Here is a 22,251-nt window from a genome sequence, read left to right on the forward strand (position 1 = left end):
TTATAACTCGATCAGGTCCAGCCCGTCTCCAAGGGTTTCCTTCGCTGCTTCGACCACCGCCTTGTGGTGGGTGAACAGGATCGGCTGAATGGCGGAAGACACATCCGCCATCGCCTTTAGTCCCGCCTGTGTCCTCGCATCGTCAAAGCTGGCAAAGAGATCATCGCCGATAAAAGGCGGTAGATCGGCGCGTTCGGAGCGCTCTTTCAGCCACGCCAGCCGCAGCGCCAGATAGAGCTGGTCCCGCGTCCCCTCCGATAATGTATCTCCCACCGGCATTTTCGTGCCGTCGGCGCGCTGGACCAGCAGAATTGGCTTGCCGTCACCGTCCAGATCCTCGGCCAGACCAGAAAAGGCGCCCGCCGTCAGCGTCTGAAACAGCCGACCAGCCTGATCCAGCGTCGTGTTAGGAACGGATTTGGCGTAACGCTCCATCGCAGCATCCAGAAGAATCGATGCGGCACGCAGCCGACCCCATTCACGCGCCGCGCTTTCCATACGCTCCTCGGCGGCCTGTCGGTGGAAGGCGGCAAGTTCCGAGCCCCTACGTTTGCTTAGCGCATCCCTTCGTTCGGCGAGCCGCCCTGCCTCCAGCCGATGACGCTCCCGCTCGCCCTCGGCGATGCTTTTCTCGTCTTCGATCCGCATCAACTCGTCGCGCGTGCTTATTTCATCTGTTTCATGGACGGATTGGCGTACTTCATTTTCAGAGAGGCCATCCGCCAGGTCGGCAAAGCGCTGCTGTTCTTCGACGAGCGTTTCGGCCGCGCGTTCCCGTTGCCTCAGCCGGTTCGCGACCAATGTCAGATCGGAATCGTCAGGCAAGAGCGCTGCACATTCACCAAGCACCTTATCCACGAGCCTGACACGCGCCTGCGCTTCAGTCAGCGTTTCGGACGCCTCGCCGCGTTCGGAACGCAGCTCCGCTGCTCGTTTGGCAAGGCTCGTCGCCTCTTCGCAGCGGTCCCGTAACCGGCCTACAGCTGTGCCGAGCGGATCGTCAATTGCGGATGGCATGAGCCGGCCGATCAATTCGCGAGCCTCGCGCCGAAACGTATCGCTCTTCGTTTCGATCCCGATCAGGCGACGCTCCGTTTCGGCAGCCTTGGCGCGAATTTCCGAGAGGTTGTTCAACCCCTGGAGAATGGCGAATACCGTTTCGGGCGACATATCGTCCGGCAGCGAAAACCCTTTCAGCGCGGTTTTCAGCTTGCTGCTCAGCGTTTCAATCTCGCCAGAGAGACGTTGATATTCACTCTCGGCGTGCCGATAGGACTTGCGGTGCTCGGCGAGAACGGCACGCGCCGTCTGCCGCGCCTGATCCACCTGTTTCAATTCGTCGATTTGGACAGTTACGGCTCGCCATAAAACATCTGAGGACAAGGCCGACGCGTTTGCGACCTCCAGCGCCGCAGCCAGTTCGAGCAGGGCTCCCCGGTGCTCTTCGGCGCGTGTGATCGTGGCACCGGCATCGTCCTGCCGAACCAATGCAGCGGCAGATACGTCACGCAACGAGCGGAGCCGTCCCAGCCAGTTGGCGGCGCGACCGGGTAGGGGCGGCTTGTCGGAAAGAAGAGAAAAGAGCGCTGACCACTCATTTCGCCAAGTCGCCATCGTTTCGTGAGATGCATCCATTTTCCGAGCAGTCTCGGCATACTGCCGGTCGAGCTTCGCCCGCTCGACCCTATCTCTCTGACGGCTGGCGATCCGCTCGGCATCATCGATCAAACGGTCGGCGATACGGTCGGCCACGCCGACCTTATCTAGCGTCTCCGGCCAGTTTCCCTTGCCTTCACGAAATTCCGAAAGACCCGCATCACGACTTTGCCTTGCCCTCTGCAAATCCGCACGATCCGGCAATTCACCGGCTGAGCCGTCATTCTCCGTGGCTTGATCGTGGTGTTTCATTGCCTCCGACATTTCCGCCAGTAGGCTCTCCAGCCGGCTTCGCTCCGTCGCCAGAGCCGTGTGACGTGCGATCGCTTTCTCGACTTCATCGTCGGACGGCCAGGCGAGCTCGATCTTGGCCGATAATTCCGCGACGGGCGGGTCGAGCCGAAGAGCCTCAGCGTCTGCCTCCATCGCCGAACGCCGCCCTTCCTCTCTCTGTTGGAAAGCTGCGGCGAGAGGATCGAGAACGGACGCCAGGCTGGAGGTCAGTTGAAGGCAGCGGTGCAGATCGGGCCTGTCCTTATCGCCGTCACCTTCGCCCTCGCCATTCATGCGCTCTGCAAGATCAACCATTTCTTCGGAGCGGTTTTGACGGGTCGCCAGAAGATTTTGCAATCGCAAGGCCTGCTGGTTCAGATGGGTGCGCTCGGCAATGGACGGTAGTGCTCCGCTCTGGGCTTCTCCTCCAGGATCGAGTTCACTCCACCATCGCATCTCCTCAGCCTTCTGCGCGGTCAGCCGCTCCTTCAATTTTGGGATATCGGTCTGCCACTCCCGAAAGGCTCCAAGACTTTCGGCCAGTTCCTTGACCGCCGGCATAGCGGCGACAAGCGCCTCGTCCGGCGTGTACCGGTCCAGTTGCTCGCCAAGCCGCTTATGGTGGGCCTCAACCCCGACCAGCGTTCGGGCAGCCTCTTCCTTTTCGGACAATGCATTTTCGATACGCTCGGCGAAGCTTTGGGAGAGATCGGAAAGATCATCGAATTCGGTAAGGTTTTGCCGCGCTTCGTCCAGATGCCACAGAGCTGGGCGGAGCTGGATCTGCCGGCTCAAGGCGCGATGGCGCTGATCCAGCAATGCCAGCTTCTGGCGTATTTCATCTTGCGCCGCGGCGTTATCCCGAATTGCCGTTTCGTTATCCCGCCATTCCTTCGCACTGAGCACGCTTTCCGTGTCACGCTCCTGTTCACGGGCGGCGTCTCTTTCGGATCGCGCGGTCGCGAAGCGGCTCTTTCTCGATCGCGGCGTGAAAATGTCGTCGGCTTCGGAATCGAGCTTCGTCTGGAGGCGGCGCAACCCAACCAGGCCGGACGCCGCCGCCAGAAGACTCCCACCGAGATCGGCATCCGTTTCGCCGGACAGCACGGCACCGCCCTGCCGGAGGGTTTCGGCGTCGAGGCCGTGTTCGCGAATGAACCGTTCGCGGTTGAGCCCGCCGAGAAATGCATCCAGCGCGTCCTCCGGCAGCACGTCACCAGTTTCCGGATCGCTCAATGCCGCCTTGTTCGCCTTGCGGCGGACGAACGCGATGGACTGGCCGTCCTTGCGCTGCAATTGTCCGCCAAGGCGTAGTTCCGGCAAACGAAAGCGGAAATCGACAGGGCGAAGGCGCGCCTTTCCGGTGTAGCGTTGCGGAAAATCATAGAGAAGGTCGCCGATCGCCTGCAGGGCCGTCGATTTGCCGGCTTCGTTCGGGCCGTAGATCAAATGAATCGCGGCGCCCGGCCGAAATCCAATTCGCCGGTCCTCGAAATTTCCGTAGGCGATCAGGTCCAGATAACGGATATGCATACCGGCCCTATTCTTCCTCAGCCCGTGCGAGCAATGTTGCACGGGCTTCAGCGAGAATGGCGCCGGTCTCGGTTTGAAAGTGGTCGGCGCCACCCGTCATGTGACGGCCAATCTGCGCCATGGCTTCAGCGATCTTGTCTTGTACATCCGGGTCGGCGGCAGCAGAGGACAGTAGCGTTTCAAGGTCGAACCCGTCTTCCGCCAAACGGTCGGTATGTCTGCCGGTGGCCGGTGCGCTGCGCAATACGACCTTCTCGATACGAATATCGTCTCGCTGCCGATCCGCGGCCGCCTGCGCTTCTGCTGTCCGATTATCATTGCCCATAGCGACGAGCGCGTCGTGGATCGACCCTTTACCGGAAATCACGATCCGTGCCGCATGCACTGCTTCTGACTTCTGCTCGACAGCGTCGGCAAAGCGTTCGCTCAGTCTGCTCCACAGATCGGGAACGTCTTCCATCCCATCGATATCGATTGCAATCTGAAAAAACCGCCCGCCATCGACGATAAGGCGTTCCGCCGCGCCGATGATGCGCCCATCCTCGACCGTGACCGATACTGCGCCCTTGCCGCCCTGCTCGCGGATCGAGCGGCCCTGAAGATTGCCCGGATAAACGATCATCGGGTCGCTTTCGCTCACCATTTCGAAGGCATGGCTATGGCCAAGCGCCCAATAATCGTAGCCGCGTGCGACGAGATCGGCCGGTGTACACGGCGCATAGCTGCCATGGCCCGGTCGTCCGTCGAGAGATGTGTGGAGAAGGCCGATATTGAACCATCCCGCACGTGGCGGCGGATAGCGACTTGCCAGATTTTCCGGGCAGGATCGCTCCGCAAAACCCTGCCCGTGGATGGCGACCCTCAGTTCGTCAAGTTCGACCGTCTCCGGTGCCTCGGTCGAAAACTCCTTCACATTGTCTGGAAGGGTGATTTCGCGTCGCACGATACTCAGCGCATCGTGATTGCCACGAAGTGTGAAAACGGGAATATCTTCACGCGCCAGACGCGCCATTTGCGAAGCGAAATCCAGCCCCGTCGACAAATCCTGCCATTCGCCGTCGTAAATATCGCCTGCCAGAAGTAGAAACGCGGCTTTCGCCTCTATGGTTCTGTCGACCAAGCGGCCCAGCGCCGTACGAGTCGCCTCTGCAAAATGCCGCGCGGTCGCCTCATCACGGGTGGCGAGACCGTGAAATCGGGTGCCGAGATGAAGATCGGCTGCGTGGATGAATGTGAAGCGCGACAAAACTGAACCTAACGGACGAATCGGCAGGACAGAGTGCCACGTCAGGCAAGGCGCTTAAAAGGCGATGACCGATCCATGCACATGAGATTGGCATGATAGAGAGCGGGCGGTCCGATAACCAATAGAACGAATTGTAAATGAAGATGGTACGGTCGGGTGGAGTTGAACCACCGACCTCAGGAGCCACAATCCTGCGCTCTAACCAACTGAGCTACGACCGCACATAGCCGGGCGCAAACGCTTCCGGCGAAGGCTCCATACAGCCGCGCGCCCTGCCTTTCAAGGGCGAAGATCGTATCGCAGCAATCATTTGTGGCCGCAAAGAAAAACCGCCATCTCGGAGGAGACGGCGGTTTTCGATCATTTGTAGCAGTACAATCCTGAGCGTTTAGCTCGTCATGCCGTCCACGGCCTTGCTGAACGCCTGACGGGCCGGCTTGGAGACTTCTTCCACTGCGCCGCTCGTTACACTCTGCATTTCCTTGGCCTGGGCGATATTCATCTCGGCCTGCTGACGCAGGAAGGCAGTTTGAATTTCCAGGAATTCGCTGATCGAGTTGACGCCCATCAGACGCTCGACGTGGTCGAAAGCGGCCTGGGACTGCTGACGGGCATTTTCGATGCTCTTCTTGGAAACAGTCTGGACCGCCGAACGGACAGTTTCGACAGACTCTTCCATAGCCTTTTGATTTTCTTCGGCCTGCGACTTCATTTTCGCGTACGCCTCCTGCGTCTGGGCCATGCCCTTCTCGGCGAAGCTGCGGAACTGTTCGGAAACAGCCTCCGGATTAAAGCTCGCCATTGCCGCCGTCGCAGCATCGTTCATCTGCGTCGTTGCGGCTTCAACGGTCTTTTTGGCGGCTTCGGGAGCCTCATCCGCTGCATTGGTATTTGTCGAACCGGTTTTCGTGGTTGAACGGGCCATGAGATAAATCTCCTTCCTCTTCAATTGCCTACGCACCGCCCTTGTTCAACGGCGGGTGCGCTACGTTGTTCCTGTTGGACCAGTATATAGCCCATCGCTTATTGCATTGCAACATTTATTTTGCACTGCACAATTTGGATTGTTAACCGTGGCTTCCGACAGTCGATGGTAGCCAGTTTACGTGACGGTCGTGCTTTGATTAATTAATGAAGTGTAAACTGGGCCACGCGCGCCGCCCAAGCAGGACAATTCATGCGCCTATACCCCTTCATCGATATCGCGACGCTGCCGGAAGTGCGTGAAAGCTTCTCTAAGGGGGATGCTTTGGCGGTCTTGAGCGAGGATGCAACCGGTATCCTGTGGGTCAATGGGCCAGGCGCCTCGTTTTTCGGCTCTAAGGCGATTGAGGACTGGATCGGTGAGGCTGCGCCTCTGCTGCCGCAGGCCCGGCGGCAATTACTGGCTGGTGCCGGCAAGTCGGCGCCCCGCCCGCTTCTGTTGCGGACGGATCGTGGTGTGGCGCAGCGTCAGATCGCGGTCAAAGCCCGCCAGATCGCCTTACCCGATGGCAGCCAGGGCGTTCTTATCATCGCTCCGGGCGACGGCGAGCAGGGAGCCCTATCCGGTTTTTCGGACGACAAGGCAGTCGCGGCGCTTCTGGACGAGACCGGTGCACGCATTGTCGGCGATAAAAGACTCGACGAAATCGATCCCTCGCCAGAGGATCTTCTGGTTATGCGGAGCCGGCTCGACCGCGAAGGCGCAGCCTCCGTCAAACAGCGCATCCAGACCGCGGAGGGGCTCGTACCGGCTGCGCTCGGCGATCTGGGGGGCGAGCCGAAGCGATTCATCCTTTTCATGTTTCTCGAGCCGGTCGCCGACACTCAAATGGCCGAAGCAGAGCCGGTGGATTCTGAACAATCGGCATTGCGGTTCATCTGGGAAACCGACGCTGAAGGCCGCTTCACGATCATTTCGGAGCCCTTCAAACAAATAGCAGGAATGACCGCAGCTGTTGAGCAACGCGCCTTCGCTGAAGTCATGGCGCGCCTCGGTCTCGACCCGGACAAGCGCCTTTCATCTCTGATGGACCGGCAGGAGACCTGGTCTGGCCGGACTGTTTCCTGGCCAATTGCGGGAACCGCAGAGGCTATACCGACCGATTTGGCGGCACTGCCGCTCTACGACAGGGAACGCCGCTTTCTCGGCTATCGGGGGTATGGTGTGGCGCACCTGAATGAGATTGCGCCCGACGCCACAGGACGGGGATTGATGTTCGCCGAAGGGTGGCCAGACCAGAGCGAGCAGATAGCGGATAGCGAACCCCCTATTTCCACTGGGAAACACACCGAGGAAATATCGGCTTCGGACGTTCTGTTCGAGCCACCCGCCCTGACTCCATCGCCATTGAGACGACGCACGGATCGCCCGGATACCCGCCGGACGCGCAAGGCGCTAACCGATGCGGAAACGCTGGCGTTCCAAAGCATTGGTGAGCGTTTACGTGAAGATAGTGAGAGTGGCGCGGGCTCAACCGACATAGAAGAAGTGAACCCTACCGACACTGTTGCGGGGGACATACCCTCCTCCCCCGCAACTTCAGAGGAAGGGGATGTTTCTGCTCTTCCGGACAATGCGCGAACCGCCGAATTCGTCGACGCCGTATCGGAGCCGTCGTCAAAGGCTGTGAGGGACGATCAGCCAGAAGGGTTGGATGACGAGAATGCGCGGCTCGCAATAGAGTCGATGGGATGGCGGCGAAGCAATAAGCCTGCCCCAGCGCTTGCGGCTCGGCTGGCCGCCTTACCGAACCGTCGTAGCCAAGAGAACGAAGCCGAAGAAATCGACCACGGCATTTCGCTTCAGGCGCCTCAAGAGCCACTTCAGGAAGGCGTTACAGGCGAACCGGATAAACCCGACCCGTCCGACACCGAGTTGGAGCCCCAACGTATCCCGGATCAAGTCGAAAGCGTATCCGACGAACTAGCGGAATCCGATTCATCCGGATGGAGCACTGGCGGTGTCCTCGGCGAGCCAGAACAGGCCGATGATGAGGCTGTCGACGCCCTGGACGGCGGAATCACCGAATACGCAGACCCTGAGCGGTCGCGCGACGATGCGAATGAAGATGAGCCTAATGAGGTCGCCGAAGACCGCGAAACGGCTATTGAAGCTCCTTCCGTACCGCGAAGCACGCATCTAACGCCGTCGGCTCTTGCCTTTCTGCCACTGCCGTCGCTCGTGCTGGACCGGGGCCGGATCGCCTATGCGTCCCGCGCCCTCCTCGACCTGACCGGTTATCACGATGTGGCTGCCATGGAGAGCGCGGGCGGTTTTGCCTCCTTATTCGGCGAGCACGAATCGTCAGTCGATGAACGCCTGGAAGGTCCACCGCTTCGGATCGTCAAAGCCGATGGCTCGATAGCGCCCGTCAACGCACAGATGCAGGCGATCGGATGGAATGGCGCGAGCGCGCTTCTCTTCGCCTTCTCTTCTGCCGAAATCGAAGATGCGGCGGCCCAGCCGCAACCGATAGCGGTCTCCGAAGATGGGGACACCAACGCCGGCCTGCTGTCTGAAGCAGATGCGGCCAACCGCGCCGAAGAACTGGCGGAGCCGCTGCGTCAGCATGTCAATGAGCTTACGGCAATTCTGGATACGGCAACCGACGGCGTTGTGATCCTTACGCCCGAAGGCGATGTCCGGTCGGTGAACCGATCCGGCGAAGCCCTGTTCGGCGAAGACTCGGAAGCTTTGCAGAACCGCCCATTCCGTCAACTTTTCGCCTATGAAAGCCGCCTGACGATCGACAGCTATCTGGCTTCATTGCGCGAGAGCGAGATGGCTAGCGTCCTCAATGACGGGCGCGAAGTGATCGGCAAGGAAAAGGGCGGCGGCTTCATTCCGCTTTTCATTACCTTGGGAAAACTGCCGGCCGATAGCGGTTATTGCGTGGTTTTACGCGACATAACGCCTTGGAAACGCGTCGAGAACGAGCTGCGCCAGGCTCGCCGCGCAGCCGAGGACGCCTCGGCCCAAAAAACTGAATTTCTCGCGCGTGTCAGTCATGAAGTCCGCACCCCGCTGAACGCGATCATCGGCTTTTCGGAACTTATGATCTCCGAGCGGTTCGGTCCGGTCGGCAATCCCCGTTATCGCGATTATCTGCGTGACATTCAAAAATCAGGCAATCACGTCCTCGATCTGGTGAACGACCTGTTGGACATCTCCAAGATAGAGGGTGGCCATCAGGAGATGGAGTATGAGGCGCTCGGCCTCAATGAAGTTGTCGCGGAGGCGGTCGCCATGCTGCAGCCGCAAGCCAATGCCGAGCGGGTTATTATCCGCACCTCGTTCTATTCCGGCTTGCCCGACGTGGTGGCCGATCCCCGCTCGATCAAGCAGGTCGCGATCAACCTATTGACCAACGCCGTCAAGTTTACGGCAGCCGGCGGGCAGGTGATCGCATCGACAAGCAAGAACAGGGATGGCACGGTCGCGCTGCGTTTCCGCGATAGTGGTATCGGGATGAGCGAAGAAGACATCTCGCAGGCGCTGAAGCCGTTTAAGCAGATTAGCACGCTGCGGCGGAGCCGCCGGGACGGCACCGGCCTCGGATTGCCACTCACAAAAGCGCTGGTCGAGGCAAACAAAGCGCGCTTCTCGATTGAAAGCCAGCCGAATATAGGCACGCTCGTCGAAGTCACCTTTCCACCAGGCCGTGTGTTGAACTGAATATTTCCCCAAAAATGGAATCGTTCCAGTCAAGCGCCGTTATCCTTGACCCTGAGCATCGACTTTAAGAGAAGGCGTCATGGCTTCCCGCCGTGCCAAATTCGATGTCGTTTGCGTCGTCAGGAGTTTACAATGATTTCATCTGCCGCGCGGCTGGCTGCCGCTGCCACGCTCATGCTCTCGTCCGCTGCAATGGGCGCTGCTCATGCCGCAGACGGCGAGACGGTCAATATCTACAGCTACCGCCAGCCGGACCTGATCAAGCCGGTTCTCGACGCCTTCACGGAAGAGACCGGCATCGACACGCAGGTTCTCTTCATCAATAAGGGACTGGAAGAGCGTGTGCAGGCCGAGGGCGAAAATTCGCCGGTCGATCTCATTCTGTCGACCGATATTTCGCGATTGGTCAACGCCAAGGATATGGGCATCACCCAGCCTGTCGACAGCGAAGATCTGGCCAATTCCATTCCCGACGAATATCGCGATGAAGACGGCAACTGGTTCGGCCTGACCCGTCGCGGCCGCGTAATCTATGCCAGCCGCGACCGCGTCGAAGCCGACGAGATGGATTACGCCGATCTGGCCGACGAGGCCAATCGTGGCCGGGTATGTATTCGCGACGGTCAGCACTCCTATAATCTTGGTTTGTTCGGCAGCCTGATCGCTCGCTGGGGCGAAGAAAAAACCGAGCAGTGGATGGAGGGACTGCGTGACAATCTGGCGCGGCGGCCCGATGGGAACGACCGTGCCCAGGCCCAAGGCATCTATTCGGGCGAATGCGATCTGGCGCTCGGCAATACCTATTATGTCGGCCTGATGCAGACGAATGAGAAAGAACCTGAGCAGCAGGAATGGGCCAAGGCCATCAAGGTCATCTTCCCGACCATCGGCGAACACGGCACCCATGTGAACATTTCCGGCATGGCGCTGGCCCGTCATGCCCCTCATCCTGATGCCGCCAAAAAGCTGATGGCGTTTCTGGCCTCGGATGAGGCGCAGAAAATCTATGCCGGGCAGGTCTTCGAGTATCCCGTCAAGGCGGATGTGCCGGCTTCCGACATCGTCAAGGCTTTCGGCGAACTCGATGCTGACGATCTGCCGCTTTCGGAAGTCGCCTCTCACCGCAAGGCTGCATCGGAAATGGTGGACCGGGTCGGCCTCAATCAAGGACCGACCAACTGATCGGCTATACTGATAGCCGCAATAGCGAACGCATCGGTTATGCCCCTTTACCGATGCGTTCGCGCCTTCTTTTCGGGGAAGGCTGATGGAAGCGCTTCTGTCTGAATGGCGTCTCCGCATCCAGCCGCGGCGCTCTCAAACTATAAGAATTACAAGCAAGCGTCCGCTTTTCGCGGTGGGCATCATCGCAGCCCTTGCACTGCTTCCGATCGTGACCGTCATCGGCATCGCCTTACTCGGCGAAACGGATCCGGCGCAATGGCGGCATCTGACGCAAGCCGTGCTGCCAAATGCACTCGGCACGACATTATGGCTCCTCCTGCTCGTCGGTTTCGGCACAACGGTTATCGGTGTCGGCACGGCCTGGCTTATCGCGACATACGAGTTCCCCGGACGTCGTTTTTTCGCATGGATGCTGGTACTGCCTATTGCCGTGCCGCCTTATCTGGCCGCCTACGCCTTTGCGGAGTTTCTCACCTATACTGGCCCGGTGCAGGGCGCTCTGCGTGCGGTGTTCGGCTGGCAGAGCGCGCGCGATTACTGGTTCCCCGATATACGTTCGACGCCCGGGGCGGCCCTGGTCATGGGCGTTGTTCTGTATCCCTATCTCTACCTCGCGGCGCGGGTCATCTTTCTGATGCAAGGGCGCAATATCGCCGACGTTGCCAGAACCCTCGGCGCTGGAACGGGTAAGGTGTTCGGCCGCGTTATGCTGCCCACCGCGCGGCCAGCCATCGTTGCCGGCCTCGCCCTTGTCATGATGGAAACACTCAACGACATCGGCGCTGTCGAACATCTGGGCGTGCGCACTCTCACCTTCGCCATTTACGATACCTGGTTATCGCGGGGCAGCCTAGCAGGCGCCGCGCAACTGGCCGCCGTGATGATGACGATTATCTTTTCACTTGTCCTCGCTGAGAACTGGGCACGACGACGCCAGATCTTCCATGGCAGCCGCGCGACCCAAATGATGAGCCGGCCCGTACGGCAGCTTCCCTCATTTGGCCCAAAGCTGGCTATGAGCGCCGCCTGCGCCCTGCCTATTCTCTTCGGCTTCGGCATTCCGGTCGCGGTCCTCGGCCGCTATGCTTTCAATCGCTCGGAGCAGTTCACCAGCCCGGCGCTCATGGACGCTCTTGGCAATTCGATTCTTCTTGGCGCAGTTGTCGCAGCGGTCACGGTCATGCTTGCTTTCACCATGCTGGCCGCCGGTCGTCTCGAAAGGTCGCGGCTGCTCGGCTCGCTTTCGAGGCTGTCGACGCTCGGATACGCGATGCCCGGAACTATACTGGGCCTCGGACTTCTTTTTGCCCTGACCACGTTCGACAATTCTCTGGACCGCTTTCTCCGCGCCAATTTCAACATATCCACAGGACTGCTTCTCTCAGGCTCCGCCATCGCGGTCGGCTATGCCTGTACGGCCCGGTTTCTTGCACTCGCCGACGCAAATCTGCGCGCCGGAATGCAAAAACTTCCGCCCCATATCGACCACGCCGCCCGCTCGCTCGGCGCCGGTTCCGGCCGGTCTCTCTTCAAAATCCTGCTGCCGCTACTGAAGCCCGCTCTTGGAACGGCTTATATTCTGGTCTTCGTCGATACGGTAAAGGAGTTGTCGGCGACCATTCTGCTGCGGCCGTTCGGCTTCAACACGCTGGCGACGCATGTATACGAAAACGCCTCCCGCGGAGCGGTGGAGGATGGCGCTGCCGCAGCAATCCTTATCCTTTTCCTTGCCATGATACCGGTGCTGTTGCTGTCCTACTCGCTTCGACGGGACAAGCCTGTCTGAATGATCTTCGGAACTCGCCTGACAAAAAAAGCCCCAACCTTGAAGGCTGGGGCCAATGTGTGCGAACCAAAACGTCAGAGAGCCTGAAAACTGTTTTCAGGGGGCGGAGATATGCCTCTGAACGATAGGCATCTTCGTCCTACACATACTAATGAAAGCTTGCCCACGCATCTAAAAATTTACCATTGGCTAGGAACCGTAATCCTAAGGTAAATTTCGTTACAAGGTTTTCTTAACCATGATGACCGGGCGATTGTCCGGCACGGCGCAAAACGACACTCGATTGGCTAAAGCAACACTATGCATCGCCGTATCCGCACCGCCGGCATCATTGTAGCTTCGATCATTCTGGCGATCGTCGTTCTGCTTCCGGCGCTTTCCTATATCGGCTCTCAACTGGTGCTGCGCGAACGGATCGTTTCGTCTCTCTCGCGATGGACCGGGCAGCCGATTCAAATCGGGCGCAATCTTTCCGTGGGCTATTTCCCAAGGCTCTCGGCCGAGATTAACGATCTGCGCATAGGCGCATCTTCGTCCGCCGGCGAGGCGCCGCTCAGGGTTCGACAGGCGACCTTGCAATTGTCGCTTATCGATGCCCTTTTCGGCGAGGCCAACCTTTCTTCGGTGGTGCTGATCGGTCCGGAGCTGCGTATCCCGTCCGCCGACACGGCGGATCAAGGACCGGCGATCCTGGACAATATCGTCAGGCGCTGGATCGGCACGCAGTCCGCACCCGCGCCCCGTGGTCCGGCCTATCTTGAAATCCGCGATGGTCGCGTGGTCTCGCAGTCGAGCGACGGCCCGCCTCTTGCCGCCAACATCCAGGGGCGTCTGACAGGGTTGGACGCGGACAAGGCGCTTCGTTTCGAAGGCGGCGCAAACTGGCGTTCGCTGCCGATCAGCGGATCGCTGGAGATCGAGCGACTTCGCGATCTTGCCAAGATCCAACCAACGGCCGTCTCGGCAAGCATTCGCTCAAGGCTTGGTTCCTTCACTTTCGATGGGCAGTTCGATCCACGCCACCGCAACTGGCTCCGGGCGCTGACTGGCGATTTCACCTTTTCCTCCGAGCGCCTGGCGCAATTCGACCAATTGGTTGGGGTTGGCATGCCGGTCGTGCTGCCGGGAACGCTTTCGATGAAAGGAACGATCGGCCAGGACGATAGCCGCGCCAATCTGACGCTGGAAAATCTTTCTCTCGATGAACATACCGGCACCGGAACAATCGGATTTTCGCCAAGGAGCCAAAACTCTCCCGCGGCGCTTTCGGCAACGCTCGGTTTCCAGACCCTCGACCTTATGTCGCTTGTCCAGCGTATCGACTCCGGAGATAGCAGCGAGCGGCGGAGCCGCCTTCGCCCCTCGGCGCAAAACTCAGATCGGAGCCGTGCTCACAACCGCATCTCCATTGATCTGCGCCTCTCCGCTGACGAAGCCAGCTATGGTGAGGTCAGACTGACCGATCTGGCGGTCAGCGGGCGGTTCGGCGCAGATGAAAGCGTCCTCGACATCAACAATGCGCAGTTGCTCGGCGGAACACTGCAAGGGAATTGGCGCAAAGATCGGCTGGCAAGCGAAAAACAAAGTCGTCTCGAACTCCATTTTTCCGAGATTTCAGGATCGCAATTATCTGATGGACTTGGCCTTCCAGGCGTTCTTCCCAGCGGCGTGGCCACCATCGACCTGACACTGGCCGGAGCATCGTCCCTCAACCGCCTGCTCCTTCGCGGCCAGGGACAATTCAAGGCGCAATTCGATAGCGGCGAGATTGCGGGGCTCGATCTTGCACCGATTATCGATGAAGAACTGGGAGGCGGCTTTTTCAGCCTTTCGCGTCTTGCCGGAAGCGGTCTCGATTATGATGAAGCCAGTTTTGAAGGCGCCGTTCAGCGTGGCATTGCTCGCCTCGATACAGGCCTGATCCGAACCGGACGATACCGGATCGAGTTGAATGGGCGCGTGCCCTATGCCAGCAACAGTCTGGCGCTTTCGGGCCGACTGCTCGCCGCACCCTCACCCGGCCTGACCGGAACGGTGCCCAAGGATGCGCAACCGCGTGTTCTAAGCCGCTTCTTCGTCGGCGGATCGTTCTCCGACCCGTTTCTCACCACCACGCGGGACCGGTAATTGCCTGTCACCGAAAGTCGAACGCGGAAAGCCCGGTGACCATTTCGTCCAAACCCAGCGGCCTCGTTATCGGCGGCTCGGCACGAGCAAGGCATGCCTGGCGTTCGCACAGTCTGCAGGCTGGGCCAATAGGCGTTGCCGGAACAAATGCCTCCTTCGTGCCGCCCGCCTCCACGCCAGGAAGCCCATCACCGTAAACGATCTCATCCTTCTGACTCAAGTCGCAGCCAAGCAGAATCGCTGTGCGGCGGGGCCGTTCGGAAAACGAGCCCTGCGGCCCCTCCAGCGTTCGGCTGACCGTCAGAAAGGCGGCGCTATCCGGCATCTCCACCGCCTCGACAAACAGTTGGCCAGGCTGAGTGAACGCCGCGTGGATCGCCAGTTTCGGACAGTGCCCCCCGAAACGCTGTTGCGGGAACCCTGTCGCACCGGCACGGCGGAATCTGTTTCCGGCATTGTCGATTTCCAGCATGAAAAATGGTACGCCCTCAGACCCTTCCCGCCGCAAGCTTGTCAGCCGATTGGCTACCTGTTCGAAACTGACGGAAAAGCGGCTCCGCAAAACATCTATGTCGTAGCGGACGCGACGCGCGGCCGTGAAAAATCTTTCATAGGGCATCATCAAAGCGTGGGCGGCGTAGCGCGCGAGTTCAAAGCGGGCAATGCGGCGCGCTTCTTCGGTCGCAAGCGGCAATGAGCCGATCTGGTCGGCGATCGGTTGCGCCAAAGCGATCATGGCGGCTTCCATTGCCACTTCGCGAAGTTGGTCGAAAGGCGAAAGCCGCTCGGAAATAAAGAGACGCTGGCTGTGGCGGTCGAAGCGACGGCGCCAGAGCGGCATTGTCGAAACGGGAAGTACCCTTACGGAAAGCCCCTGCTCGGCGCGGAACCATTCCTTCAAAGCAGGCAGCAAGGCATCGCCTGGCGACAATGTCTCATAAAACGCTTCGGCGGCCTCTTCGATAGCCGGAAAATAATTCGGACGCGCCTCCAGTAGTTCCCGCACTTCATCGATGGGCATACGCTTGCCGGCCACTGCCGTCACGCGCCCTTCCTTGGCGAGGATGGACGACAGGTCGGAAAGCCTTTCGCCCTGCTCCACGTAAGCGCGGTGTAGCTTGACGATAGAGGCAGCGACATTCGGCGCGGCTTCCGCCACCTCCAGCAGTTCAGTTTCGCTTGGCACATCGTCTGAAAGGAGAGGATCTGAGAAGACCTGTCTGATCTCGCCCACTGTGGCGTCGGATTCACCCTGTAGCTGCTCGGGGTCGACGCGGAAGACCGATGTCAGCTTCAAAAGGATCTGCACGGTCAGCGGACGCTGATTGCGCTCGATCAGATTGAGATAGGACGGGGAAATTCCCAAACGCTCCGCCATGGCGGTCTGGGTTAGTTTTTCCGCATGGCGAATACGGCGGATACGGGGGCCGGCGAAAATCTTGCGGTCAGCCATGAGCTTCAAAAACCGTACGAAGGAGAGAACAGCAGAGTAAAACTTTTTACAAAATTACAGATGCAGCGTGCGCCAAGCAAGACAGCTTGACCCTTTCTTACAAAAGCTCTTCTTCATATCCGCCAAAAAGCGGATAAGAATTTTTTTCTTGGCCGCCACGCTCTTTACAATCGATGACAGGGCGCCATTGTCGAAAATGGTTCGCTTGCAAAGCCAGATATGCGGGGCTATCGAGCCGGAACACAAACAGATCGCATGGAGACGCGACGATGAAACCACCCGTCAAGGAACGCGCCGAGGAACAGTCCTCTGCCATGGATGGCGACCAGCAGGCAGCGATCCGTATGGTCGCCAACGACCTTCACCGCCTTAACCAGAGCGTGATGAAGGCGGTGGACGCCGGCGTATCGGTGGAACTTGTCCGCTCCGCCCGCCATCATGGCGGCGAGGGCAACTGGGGCGATCTTCTCGTCCCGGTCATCATCGCGCAGAAGGCCGGCTAACTGAAAGCCGAATGAACTTAGCAGCTCATCGAAAGGCGTGGCTTCGACAGCCACGCCTTTTTCGTTTCGGCGATATTTTGCTCAGCCCGGCGCGTCGGCGTCCTCTACATTGATCCTCCGCCAGATGGCTTCGGCAAAAGAGTAGGCGGCGAAACAAATCAGGCCGATCCCGACGGCGCCCATGAGCCAGGAACCTGCTGGCAGGTCGGCAATGAAGCGAAGAGCATCGGCGAGGCCGACATGCTCTTCGCCGCCGCCGCTGATCGCACGCCAGCCGAAAAGATAAGCGATAACGAGAAAGATAATGCCCCTCGCCGTCAAACCGGTTCGCGACACCGGATCGACGATCCACTGCGCCTCGGGGCTCGGGTTCATATATTTCAGATAGCGGCGCTTATATGCCTTTACGAGATGGGCGACCGCGACACCCAAAAACACGGCAGCCAGTATAGAGGCAGCAAGGGTCGATCCGACAAAATTCGCCATGGTCTGGGCGACACCGCCGCCGCTATCGTCGCTATTTGCACCGCCGCGCCATAGCGAAAATGTATAAAGCGCCAGAGCCGCATAAGTGAAACAGGAAGCGAGAAGACCGCCCCTGATTGCCAAACCTTTAGGCTTCAGACCGTGATCGTCCGTATCGAAGATCGACTGAATAAACCGCCAGACCGAATAAGCCACCAGACCGATCATCAGTCCGATCGCAACCACCGTTCCGAAGCCGCTACCGCCCAACAATTTTTGCAGAGCGTCCTTCGAACCGAGAATTTCACCGTCGCCGATGGCAAAATAGGCCGCAAATATCCCTATCACCAGAAAGACAAGACCGCGTGCAGCGTAGCCCGTACGCGCGAAAGGTCGAAAAACACGTTCCATGGCCTTGCGATCCATCGGTTCGCTTCTCCTCCGGCTGATCAACTGGTCTGGCATTAAGCTGTAATAATAGGGAAAGTTCCTTCGATAAGAAGTCGTGCATATTGAACGGAGGATGCCACGTTATGAAGCTTCTCATCGGTCTATTCGCAGGCTTGTGCCTCTCCACCTCCGCTCTGGCGCAATCGCACCCACTCACGGTTGTTGAACTCTTTACCAGCCAGGGCTGCAATTCCTGCCCGCCCGCCGATGCCTATCTGGAGGATCTGGCCGAGCGTGAAGACGTGCTGGCCCTCGGATATCATGTCGATTACTGGGACCGGCTCGGCTGGAAGGACACCCTTGGCGATCCCGCTTTCACTGCCCGGCAGTATGGATATGCCCAAACCCTGCAACGGAAGGGAGTTTACACGCCCCAGGCCGTTATAAACGGCAGCCTTCATCTCGTTGGCTCCAACCGACCTGCGATCGATGCATTGATCGCTGAAGACAAGGATGCCGATGAAGCGACATTATCCCTGAACGTTTCAAAAGATGCGGAGATTTCGGTTTCAATATCCGGGGCACAGAAAGACGATCCATCCCTTCGGCTCACTATCGTCCACTATCGGAATGAGGCGCTGGTTCCGATCGAACGCGGAGAAAATGCCGGGAAGACGATTGCATATGTCAATGCTGTGCGGTCAGTAGAGACTTTGGCGCTGCCAGCTGACGGCGAGGCATTATCCGTGTCCCGGTCGGAGGAAGGCGAAGGGCTCGCCATTCTCCTTCAAGTCTACAGTCCGAAGGGCGCGCCGGGCGCCATTCTTGCCGCGGCGCGTTATTGATTGCAGGCGTTACGGTCGCTCAAACCGCAGACGCCCATCGCGCCAGCGCTGAAGGAGCGTCATCGCGACCCAGCAAAGACACGCCCAGAAGGTCCCGATTGCCCAGCCGGCGAGAACATCCGACGGCCAGTGAACACCCAAATAGACCCGTGTGACGCCGATCAGCAGGGCATAGATTACCGCCATGACGAAGATATATATCCGCCCCCGCGGATTGTCGGTCAGACGGATCAGCATAACGGCAAGCGTCAGCACGACGCAGGTGGTGATCGTGGCGTGCCCTGACGGGAAGCTCTTGGTGTGGATCACATCGAGCTGCGTCACCAGGTCGGGTCGCGGGCGGCTATAGAAGAGCTTCAGGCTGGTCGATAGAAGCATGCCGCCCAGAATACCGATAGAGACGAAAAGAGCCGCGCCCCACCGCCGCTCGACCGCCAGGAAGCCGAGCACGGTGATGATGAGCAGCGTCACCACGGGAATACCCCCCAGCGCTGTAAACTCGATGGCGGATTCACGAACCCATTGCGGGCCAATTGTCTGCTCCGGATTGCCCGGCTTACGGAAGAAAAGCAGGATGGCCTGGTCCAACCGTTCGGTTTCGCCCTCATCGACTTCATCGGCGATACTGAGAAACGTGAAAAGTGCCGCCGAGGCGATGGCGGCAACAATTATTGAGGCCAGTGAAAACGGGCTTTCACGCAATTCGGTCAAAAGTGTCCGGGCTGTTTGTCTGATCGTTCCCTGCATTCAAACTTCTCCCGTTCTCCCCGGCCACTTCTCTCAATCGGCAATCGAATCTATATCGAGCGCAACATAAGTAGTGACGGAATAGAAATGACAACGCAAAACGAACCGCGCGAGACCGGCAATACAGCCTCATCCGGGGATAACGATCTCCAGAGTGCGGTTCAATCTCTGCGCGGCGTTTCCGGCTGGTCGGAGGCAACGGCCTGGCTTCAGGCTCGCGGCATCGAGGATATCGAATGCATCACACCGGATCTTGCGGGCGTCACGCGCGGCAAGATGATGCCGAGCTCCAAATTTACCTCGAATACCGCACTGTCACTGCCGTCATCGCTCTTTCGCCAGACTATTTCCGGCGAATATCCAGAAGAGACGGGCGGCTTCCGTTACGATCCGAACGATGGCGATCTAAAGCTTCGGCCCGATCTATCGACCCTTTGCGTCGTGCCGTGGGAGAGCGATCCGACCGCCCAGGTTATTTGCGATATTGTCGACACGAGCGGAGAGCCTGTCCGCTATACGCCACGAAACGTTCTGAAACGGGTCGTCGAAGCATACGCCGCTGACGGGTTTCGCCCGGTCGTTGCGCCCGAGATCGAGTTCTACCTCGTCGCCCAGAACATCGATCCCGATGATCCGCTCAAACCACCGAAGGGCCGGTCGGGACGGCCCATCCAGGGTGGCCAGTCCTATTCCATCGCAGGTATCAACGAGTTCGACGATCTGGTCGACGACATCTACCACTTCTCCGAAGCGCAAGGGCTCGAGATCGATACGCTGATCCATGAAGAAGGGCCGGCGCAGATGGAGATCAATCTGCGTCACGGCGATCCCCTCGAACTGGCGGATCAAGTTTTCCTTTTCAAGCGGACCATTCGTGAAGCGGCGATGAAGCACGATATCTACGCCACATTCATGGCCAAGCCGATGGAGGGCCTGCCTGGCAGTGCCATGCATATTCACCAAAGCGTGATCGATAACGAAAATGGCGGCAACGTCTTCACGCTCGACAATGGCGAGCCGTCTCCCCTGTTCTTTCATTATGTCGGTGGGATGCAGCGCTACGTGCCGCGCGCACTCGTCACCATGGCGCCCTACGTCAATTCATACCGCCGTCTCGCGCCGGACATGGCCTGCCCACTCAACAATAAATGGGGCTACGACAACCGCACCACCGCCTTTCGGGTGCCCGCCTCGGAGCCGCAGGCGCGTCGCGTGGAAAATCGCCTGCCGTCTTCGGACGCAAACCCCTATCTCGCTCTCGCTTCGTCTTTGGCGGCGGGTCTTCTGGGCATCCGGAACAAGGTCGAGCCAGAAGAGCCGACGCAGGAGTCCGTCAATGAAGGGGCCATCGAGTTGCCGCGAAGCCTGCTTGACGCTGTGGCGCTGTTCGAGGCGGAAGACGATTTCAGGGAAGTTCTCGGCCGCGAGTTCATCACGAATTATTGCGGCGTCAAACGCGGTGAATTCGAAACCTTCATGCAGGTCATCAGCCCCTGGGAGCGCGAGTTCCTTCTGCTGAACGTCTGAGAAAGCCGCCAGAATGACGATGGAGACCAGAGGCGATTCCGAAACCGTTCTACGGCGCGACCATATAGCGGCGCTCTTCGATGCCTATCGCGATGGATTTGATGATTTCGATGCGGAAACGATCGTCGACTGTTTCGCTTTTCCGGTCACGATCTGGCAGTTCGGCAAAGGCAACGTCTTCAACGAACCGGACGATCTTCTGGAGAATATCGACGCTCTCCTCGACGTGCTGGGCAGGGAAGAAATCGCGTCGTCGGATTACGAAATAAAAAATTGCGAGATCGCCGGATCAACCGCGTTCGCGACTATCGACTGGACCCAGAGCCGCGCCGATGGCGAAGAAGCATGGCGGTTTACCTGCCACTACACGCTTCTATCCGACGCGCAGCAACTTCCCGCTATCGCAATGATCTTCAACGTGTAGGAAATCCAGCGAAACTCGGCCTTGTGAACCGCTTTCGCTCCGGCTAATTGCGCGCGATGAATTATCGTAGCCCCATTTCTCCCGGCGTCTCCTGGTACGAAGCCAGCGTCGCGGAACGTCCTTCCTACCCGCCACTGGAAGGCGACATCCGCGCCGATGTCGCGATCGTCGGGGGCGGATATACCGGACTTTCAGCCGCACTAAGGCTGGCCGATCAAGGCACCAAGGCGGTTCTCATCGACGCGCACCGTTTCGGAGACGGGGCATCGGGTCGAAATGGCGGCCAGCTTGGCACCGGTCAGCGCGCATGGCCGACCGAATTGGAAGGCGATCTTGGACTGGAGCGGTCCCGCGCTCTGTTTCAGATTGCCGAAGATGCCAAGTCCGAACTGCTGGCCATGGCGGACGATCACGGCTTCGACATCGACTACCGTCCCGGCCAGATCAGCGCGGTTCACAAAAAGCGCTGGATAAAAGGTTATCGCAACCACACCGAAGCCATGGCCGAGCGCTACGATTACCCTCATCTCGCTTTTCTCGACCGCGAGCAGACGGCTGCGGCCATCGGCTCCGAGCGGTATCACGCCTCCATCCGCGATGTGGGAACGGGCCATATCCATCCGCTCAAGCTTGTTGTCGGACTAGCCGCGGCTGCAAAAAGGTCCGGTGCGAAGCTCTACGAGAATACGCCGGCGCTGGATATCGCTGCCGAGAACGGTGGGATCGCAATCCGGACCGAGCGGGGCGTCGTTCATGCATCACGCTGTCTCGTCGCGACCAATGCCCACGGCGACGCGTTCGACGCCGAGCCAGTCTCGCCGCGCCATATCATGCCCATCCGGTCCTTTGTCGGCACGACATCTGCATTGCCGGATGACAACGCCATACTACCGGCGGGCGAAGCGGTCGACGACAGCCGGTTCATGGTACGCTATTTTCGCAAGACGCCAGACAATCGACTGATGTTCGGCGGTCGGGAGGCCTATAGCGCCAAGACACCGAATGATATTGCAGGCCATATCCGACGTCAGATCGGCGAAATTTTTCCGGCCCTCTCGAAGACCGATATCGATCATGTCTGGGGTGGCTCGGTCGGTATCACTCTGCCGCGTCTGCCCTTCGTTCGGACGATCATGCCGGGCGTTACTTCTATCGGCGGCTTTTCCGGCCACGGCGTCATGATGGCGACGCATACGGGCAGGCTATGGGCCGATGCCGTGACCGGCCATCGCGACGATCTGGATTTGCTCAAGGATCTGGATATTCCGCCCTTTCCCGGCGGTACGGCGCTACGCAAGCCGCTACTGTTTCTTGCCATGACATGGTACGCGATGCTGGACCGGCTTTGACACGGGTCAAGGGTTATCGGCTGCCCTATATCTTCGCGTGAACATCCACAGGACGCTTTTGCATAGCAGCCTTCACGAAGGT

The 22,251-nt window shown here is 59.1% G+C and carries 15 protein-coding genes and 1 tRNA gene; 9 read left to right on the top strand and 7 right to left on the bottom strand.

Going from position 1 to position 22,251, the window contains the following annotated elements; translation table 11 throughout:
- From NIM86_RS03810 to NIM86_RS03825, 4 genes are all read right to left on the bottom strand, one after another.
- Window positions 1-3,462: a YhaN family protein gene (locus NIM86_RS03810; protein ID WP_253379269.1), complete on the bottom strand. Its 3,462-nt coding sequence runs from the start codon at window positions 3,460-3,462 to the stop codon at window positions 1-3.
- Window positions 3,463-3,469: 7 nt separating this feature from the next.
- Window positions 3,470-4,708 (bottom strand): DNA repair exonuclease, encoded by a 1,239-nt coding sequence (locus NIM86_RS03815; protein ID WP_253379271.1) that lies wholly within the window; start codon window positions 4,706-4,708, stop codon window positions 3,470-3,472.
- A gap of 144 nt (window positions 4,709-4,852) precedes the next feature.
- A tRNA-His gene (locus tag NIM86_RS03820) sits at window positions 4,853-4,929 on the bottom strand.
- A gap of 167 nt (window positions 4,930-5,096) precedes the next feature.
- The gene (locus tag NIM86_RS03825) at window positions 5,097-5,633 is read right to left on the bottom strand and encodes a phasin (RefSeq protein ID WP_253379273.1); all 537 of its coding nucleotides are present in this window, start codon (window positions 5,631-5,633) and stop codon (window positions 5,097-5,099) included.
- Between the two features lie 252 nt (window positions 5,634-5,885).
- Here NIM86_RS03825 and NIM86_RS03830 point away from each other — a divergent pair, with 252 nt between their 5' ends.
- The 4 genes from NIM86_RS03830 to NIM86_RS03845 all read left to right on the top strand — a co-directional run bounded on the left by NIM86_RS03830 (window position 5,886) and on the right by NIM86_RS03845 (window position 14,466).
- The gene (locus NIM86_RS03830; protein ID WP_253379275.1) at window positions 5,886-9,368 is read left to right on the top strand and encodes an ATP-binding protein; all 3,483 of its coding nucleotides are present in this window, start codon (window positions 5,886-5,888) and stop codon (window positions 9,366-9,368) included.
- A 132-nt stretch (window positions 9,369-9,500) separates the two neighbouring features.
- The gene (locus tag NIM86_RS03835) at window positions 9,501-10,550 is read left to right on the top strand and encodes an extracellular solute-binding protein (RefSeq protein ID WP_253379276.1); all 1,050 of its coding nucleotides are present in this window, start codon (window positions 9,501-9,503) and stop codon (window positions 10,548-10,550) included.
- A gap of 85 nt (window positions 10,551-10,635) precedes the next feature.
- Window positions 10,636-12,339: an iron ABC transporter permease gene (locus NIM86_RS03840; protein ID WP_253379278.1), complete on the top strand. Its 1,704-nt coding sequence runs from the start codon at window positions 10,636-10,638 to the stop codon at window positions 12,337-12,339.
- Between the two features lie 300 nt (window positions 12,340-12,639).
- Window positions 12,640-14,466, top strand: a complete 1,827-nt coding sequence (locus NIM86_RS03845) for an AsmA-like C-terminal region-containing protein (RefSeq protein WP_253379280.1) — start codon at window positions 12,640-12,642, stop codon at window positions 14,464-14,466.
- Between the two features lie 7 nt (window positions 14,467-14,473).
- Here the strand turns inward: NIM86_RS03845 and NIM86_RS03850 are convergent, their stop codons facing one another.
- The gene (locus NIM86_RS03850; RefSeq protein ID WP_253379282.1) at window positions 14,474-15,919 is read right to left on the bottom strand and encodes a short-chain fatty acyl-CoA regulator family protein; all 1,446 of its coding nucleotides are present in this window, start codon (window positions 15,917-15,919) and stop codon (window positions 14,474-14,476) included.
- 269 nt (window positions 15,920-16,188) lie between these two features.
- Here NIM86_RS03850 and NIM86_RS03855 point away from each other — a divergent pair, with 269 nt between their 5' ends.
- Window positions 16,189-16,422 (top strand): hypothetical protein, encoded by a 234-nt coding sequence (locus NIM86_RS03855; RefSeq protein ID WP_094075545.1) that lies wholly within the window; start codon window positions 16,189-16,191, stop codon window positions 16,420-16,422.
- A gap of 81 nt (window positions 16,423-16,503) precedes the next feature.
- Here NIM86_RS03855 and NIM86_RS03860 read toward each other — a convergent pair whose 3' ends face one another.
- Window positions 16,504-17,313, bottom strand: a complete 810-nt coding sequence (locus NIM86_RS03860) for a DUF1206 domain-containing protein (protein ID WP_253379284.1) — start codon at window positions 17,311-17,313, stop codon at window positions 16,504-16,506.
- Window positions 17,314-17,420: 107 nt separating this feature from the next.
- Between NIM86_RS03860 and NIM86_RS03865 the strand changes: the two genes are divergently transcribed.
- Window positions 17,421-18,122 (top strand): thioredoxin family protein, encoded by a 702-nt coding sequence (locus NIM86_RS03865; RefSeq protein ID WP_253379286.1) that lies wholly within the window; start codon window positions 17,421-17,423, stop codon window positions 18,120-18,122.
- A 9-nt stretch (window positions 18,123-18,131) separates the two neighbouring features.
- Here NIM86_RS03865 and NIM86_RS03870 read toward each other — a convergent pair whose 3' ends face one another.
- Window positions 18,132-18,869: a phosphatase PAP2 family protein gene (locus NIM86_RS03870; protein WP_253379287.1), complete on the bottom strand. Its 738-nt coding sequence runs from the start codon at window positions 18,867-18,869 to the stop codon at window positions 18,132-18,134.
- Between the two features lie 87 nt (window positions 18,870-18,956).
- On the opposite strand from NIM86_RS03870, the gene NIM86_RS03875 reads away from it, so the two are divergent.
- Genes NIM86_RS03875 through NIM86_RS03885 form a run of 3 tightly spaced genes read left to right on the top strand, consistent with a single transcriptional unit; the run spans window position 18,957 to window position 22,169 of the window.
- The gene (locus NIM86_RS03875; RefSeq protein WP_371872829.1) at window positions 18,957-20,396 is read left to right on the top strand and encodes a glutamine synthetase family protein; all 1,440 of its coding nucleotides are present in this window, start codon (window positions 18,957-18,959) and stop codon (window positions 20,394-20,396) included.
- Window positions 20,397-20,409: 13 nt separating this feature from the next.
- Window positions 20,410-20,820: a hypothetical protein gene (locus NIM86_RS03880; protein ID WP_253379289.1), complete on the top strand. Its 411-nt coding sequence runs from the start codon at window positions 20,410-20,412 to the stop codon at window positions 20,818-20,820.
- 56 nt (window positions 20,821-20,876) lie between these two features.
- A complete protein-coding gene (locus NIM86_RS03885; RefSeq protein WP_253379291.1) occupies window positions 20,877-22,169 on the top strand; it encodes an FAD-binding oxidoreductase in 1,293 nt (430 codons plus the stop codon).
- Window positions 22,170-22,251: the final 82 nt, after the last annotated feature.

This window comes from Notoacmeibacter sp. MSK16QG-6, from assembly GCF_024158145.1.
Lineage (GTDB): Bacteria > Pseudomonadota > Alphaproteobacteria > Rhizobiales > Rhizobiaceae > Notoacmeibacter.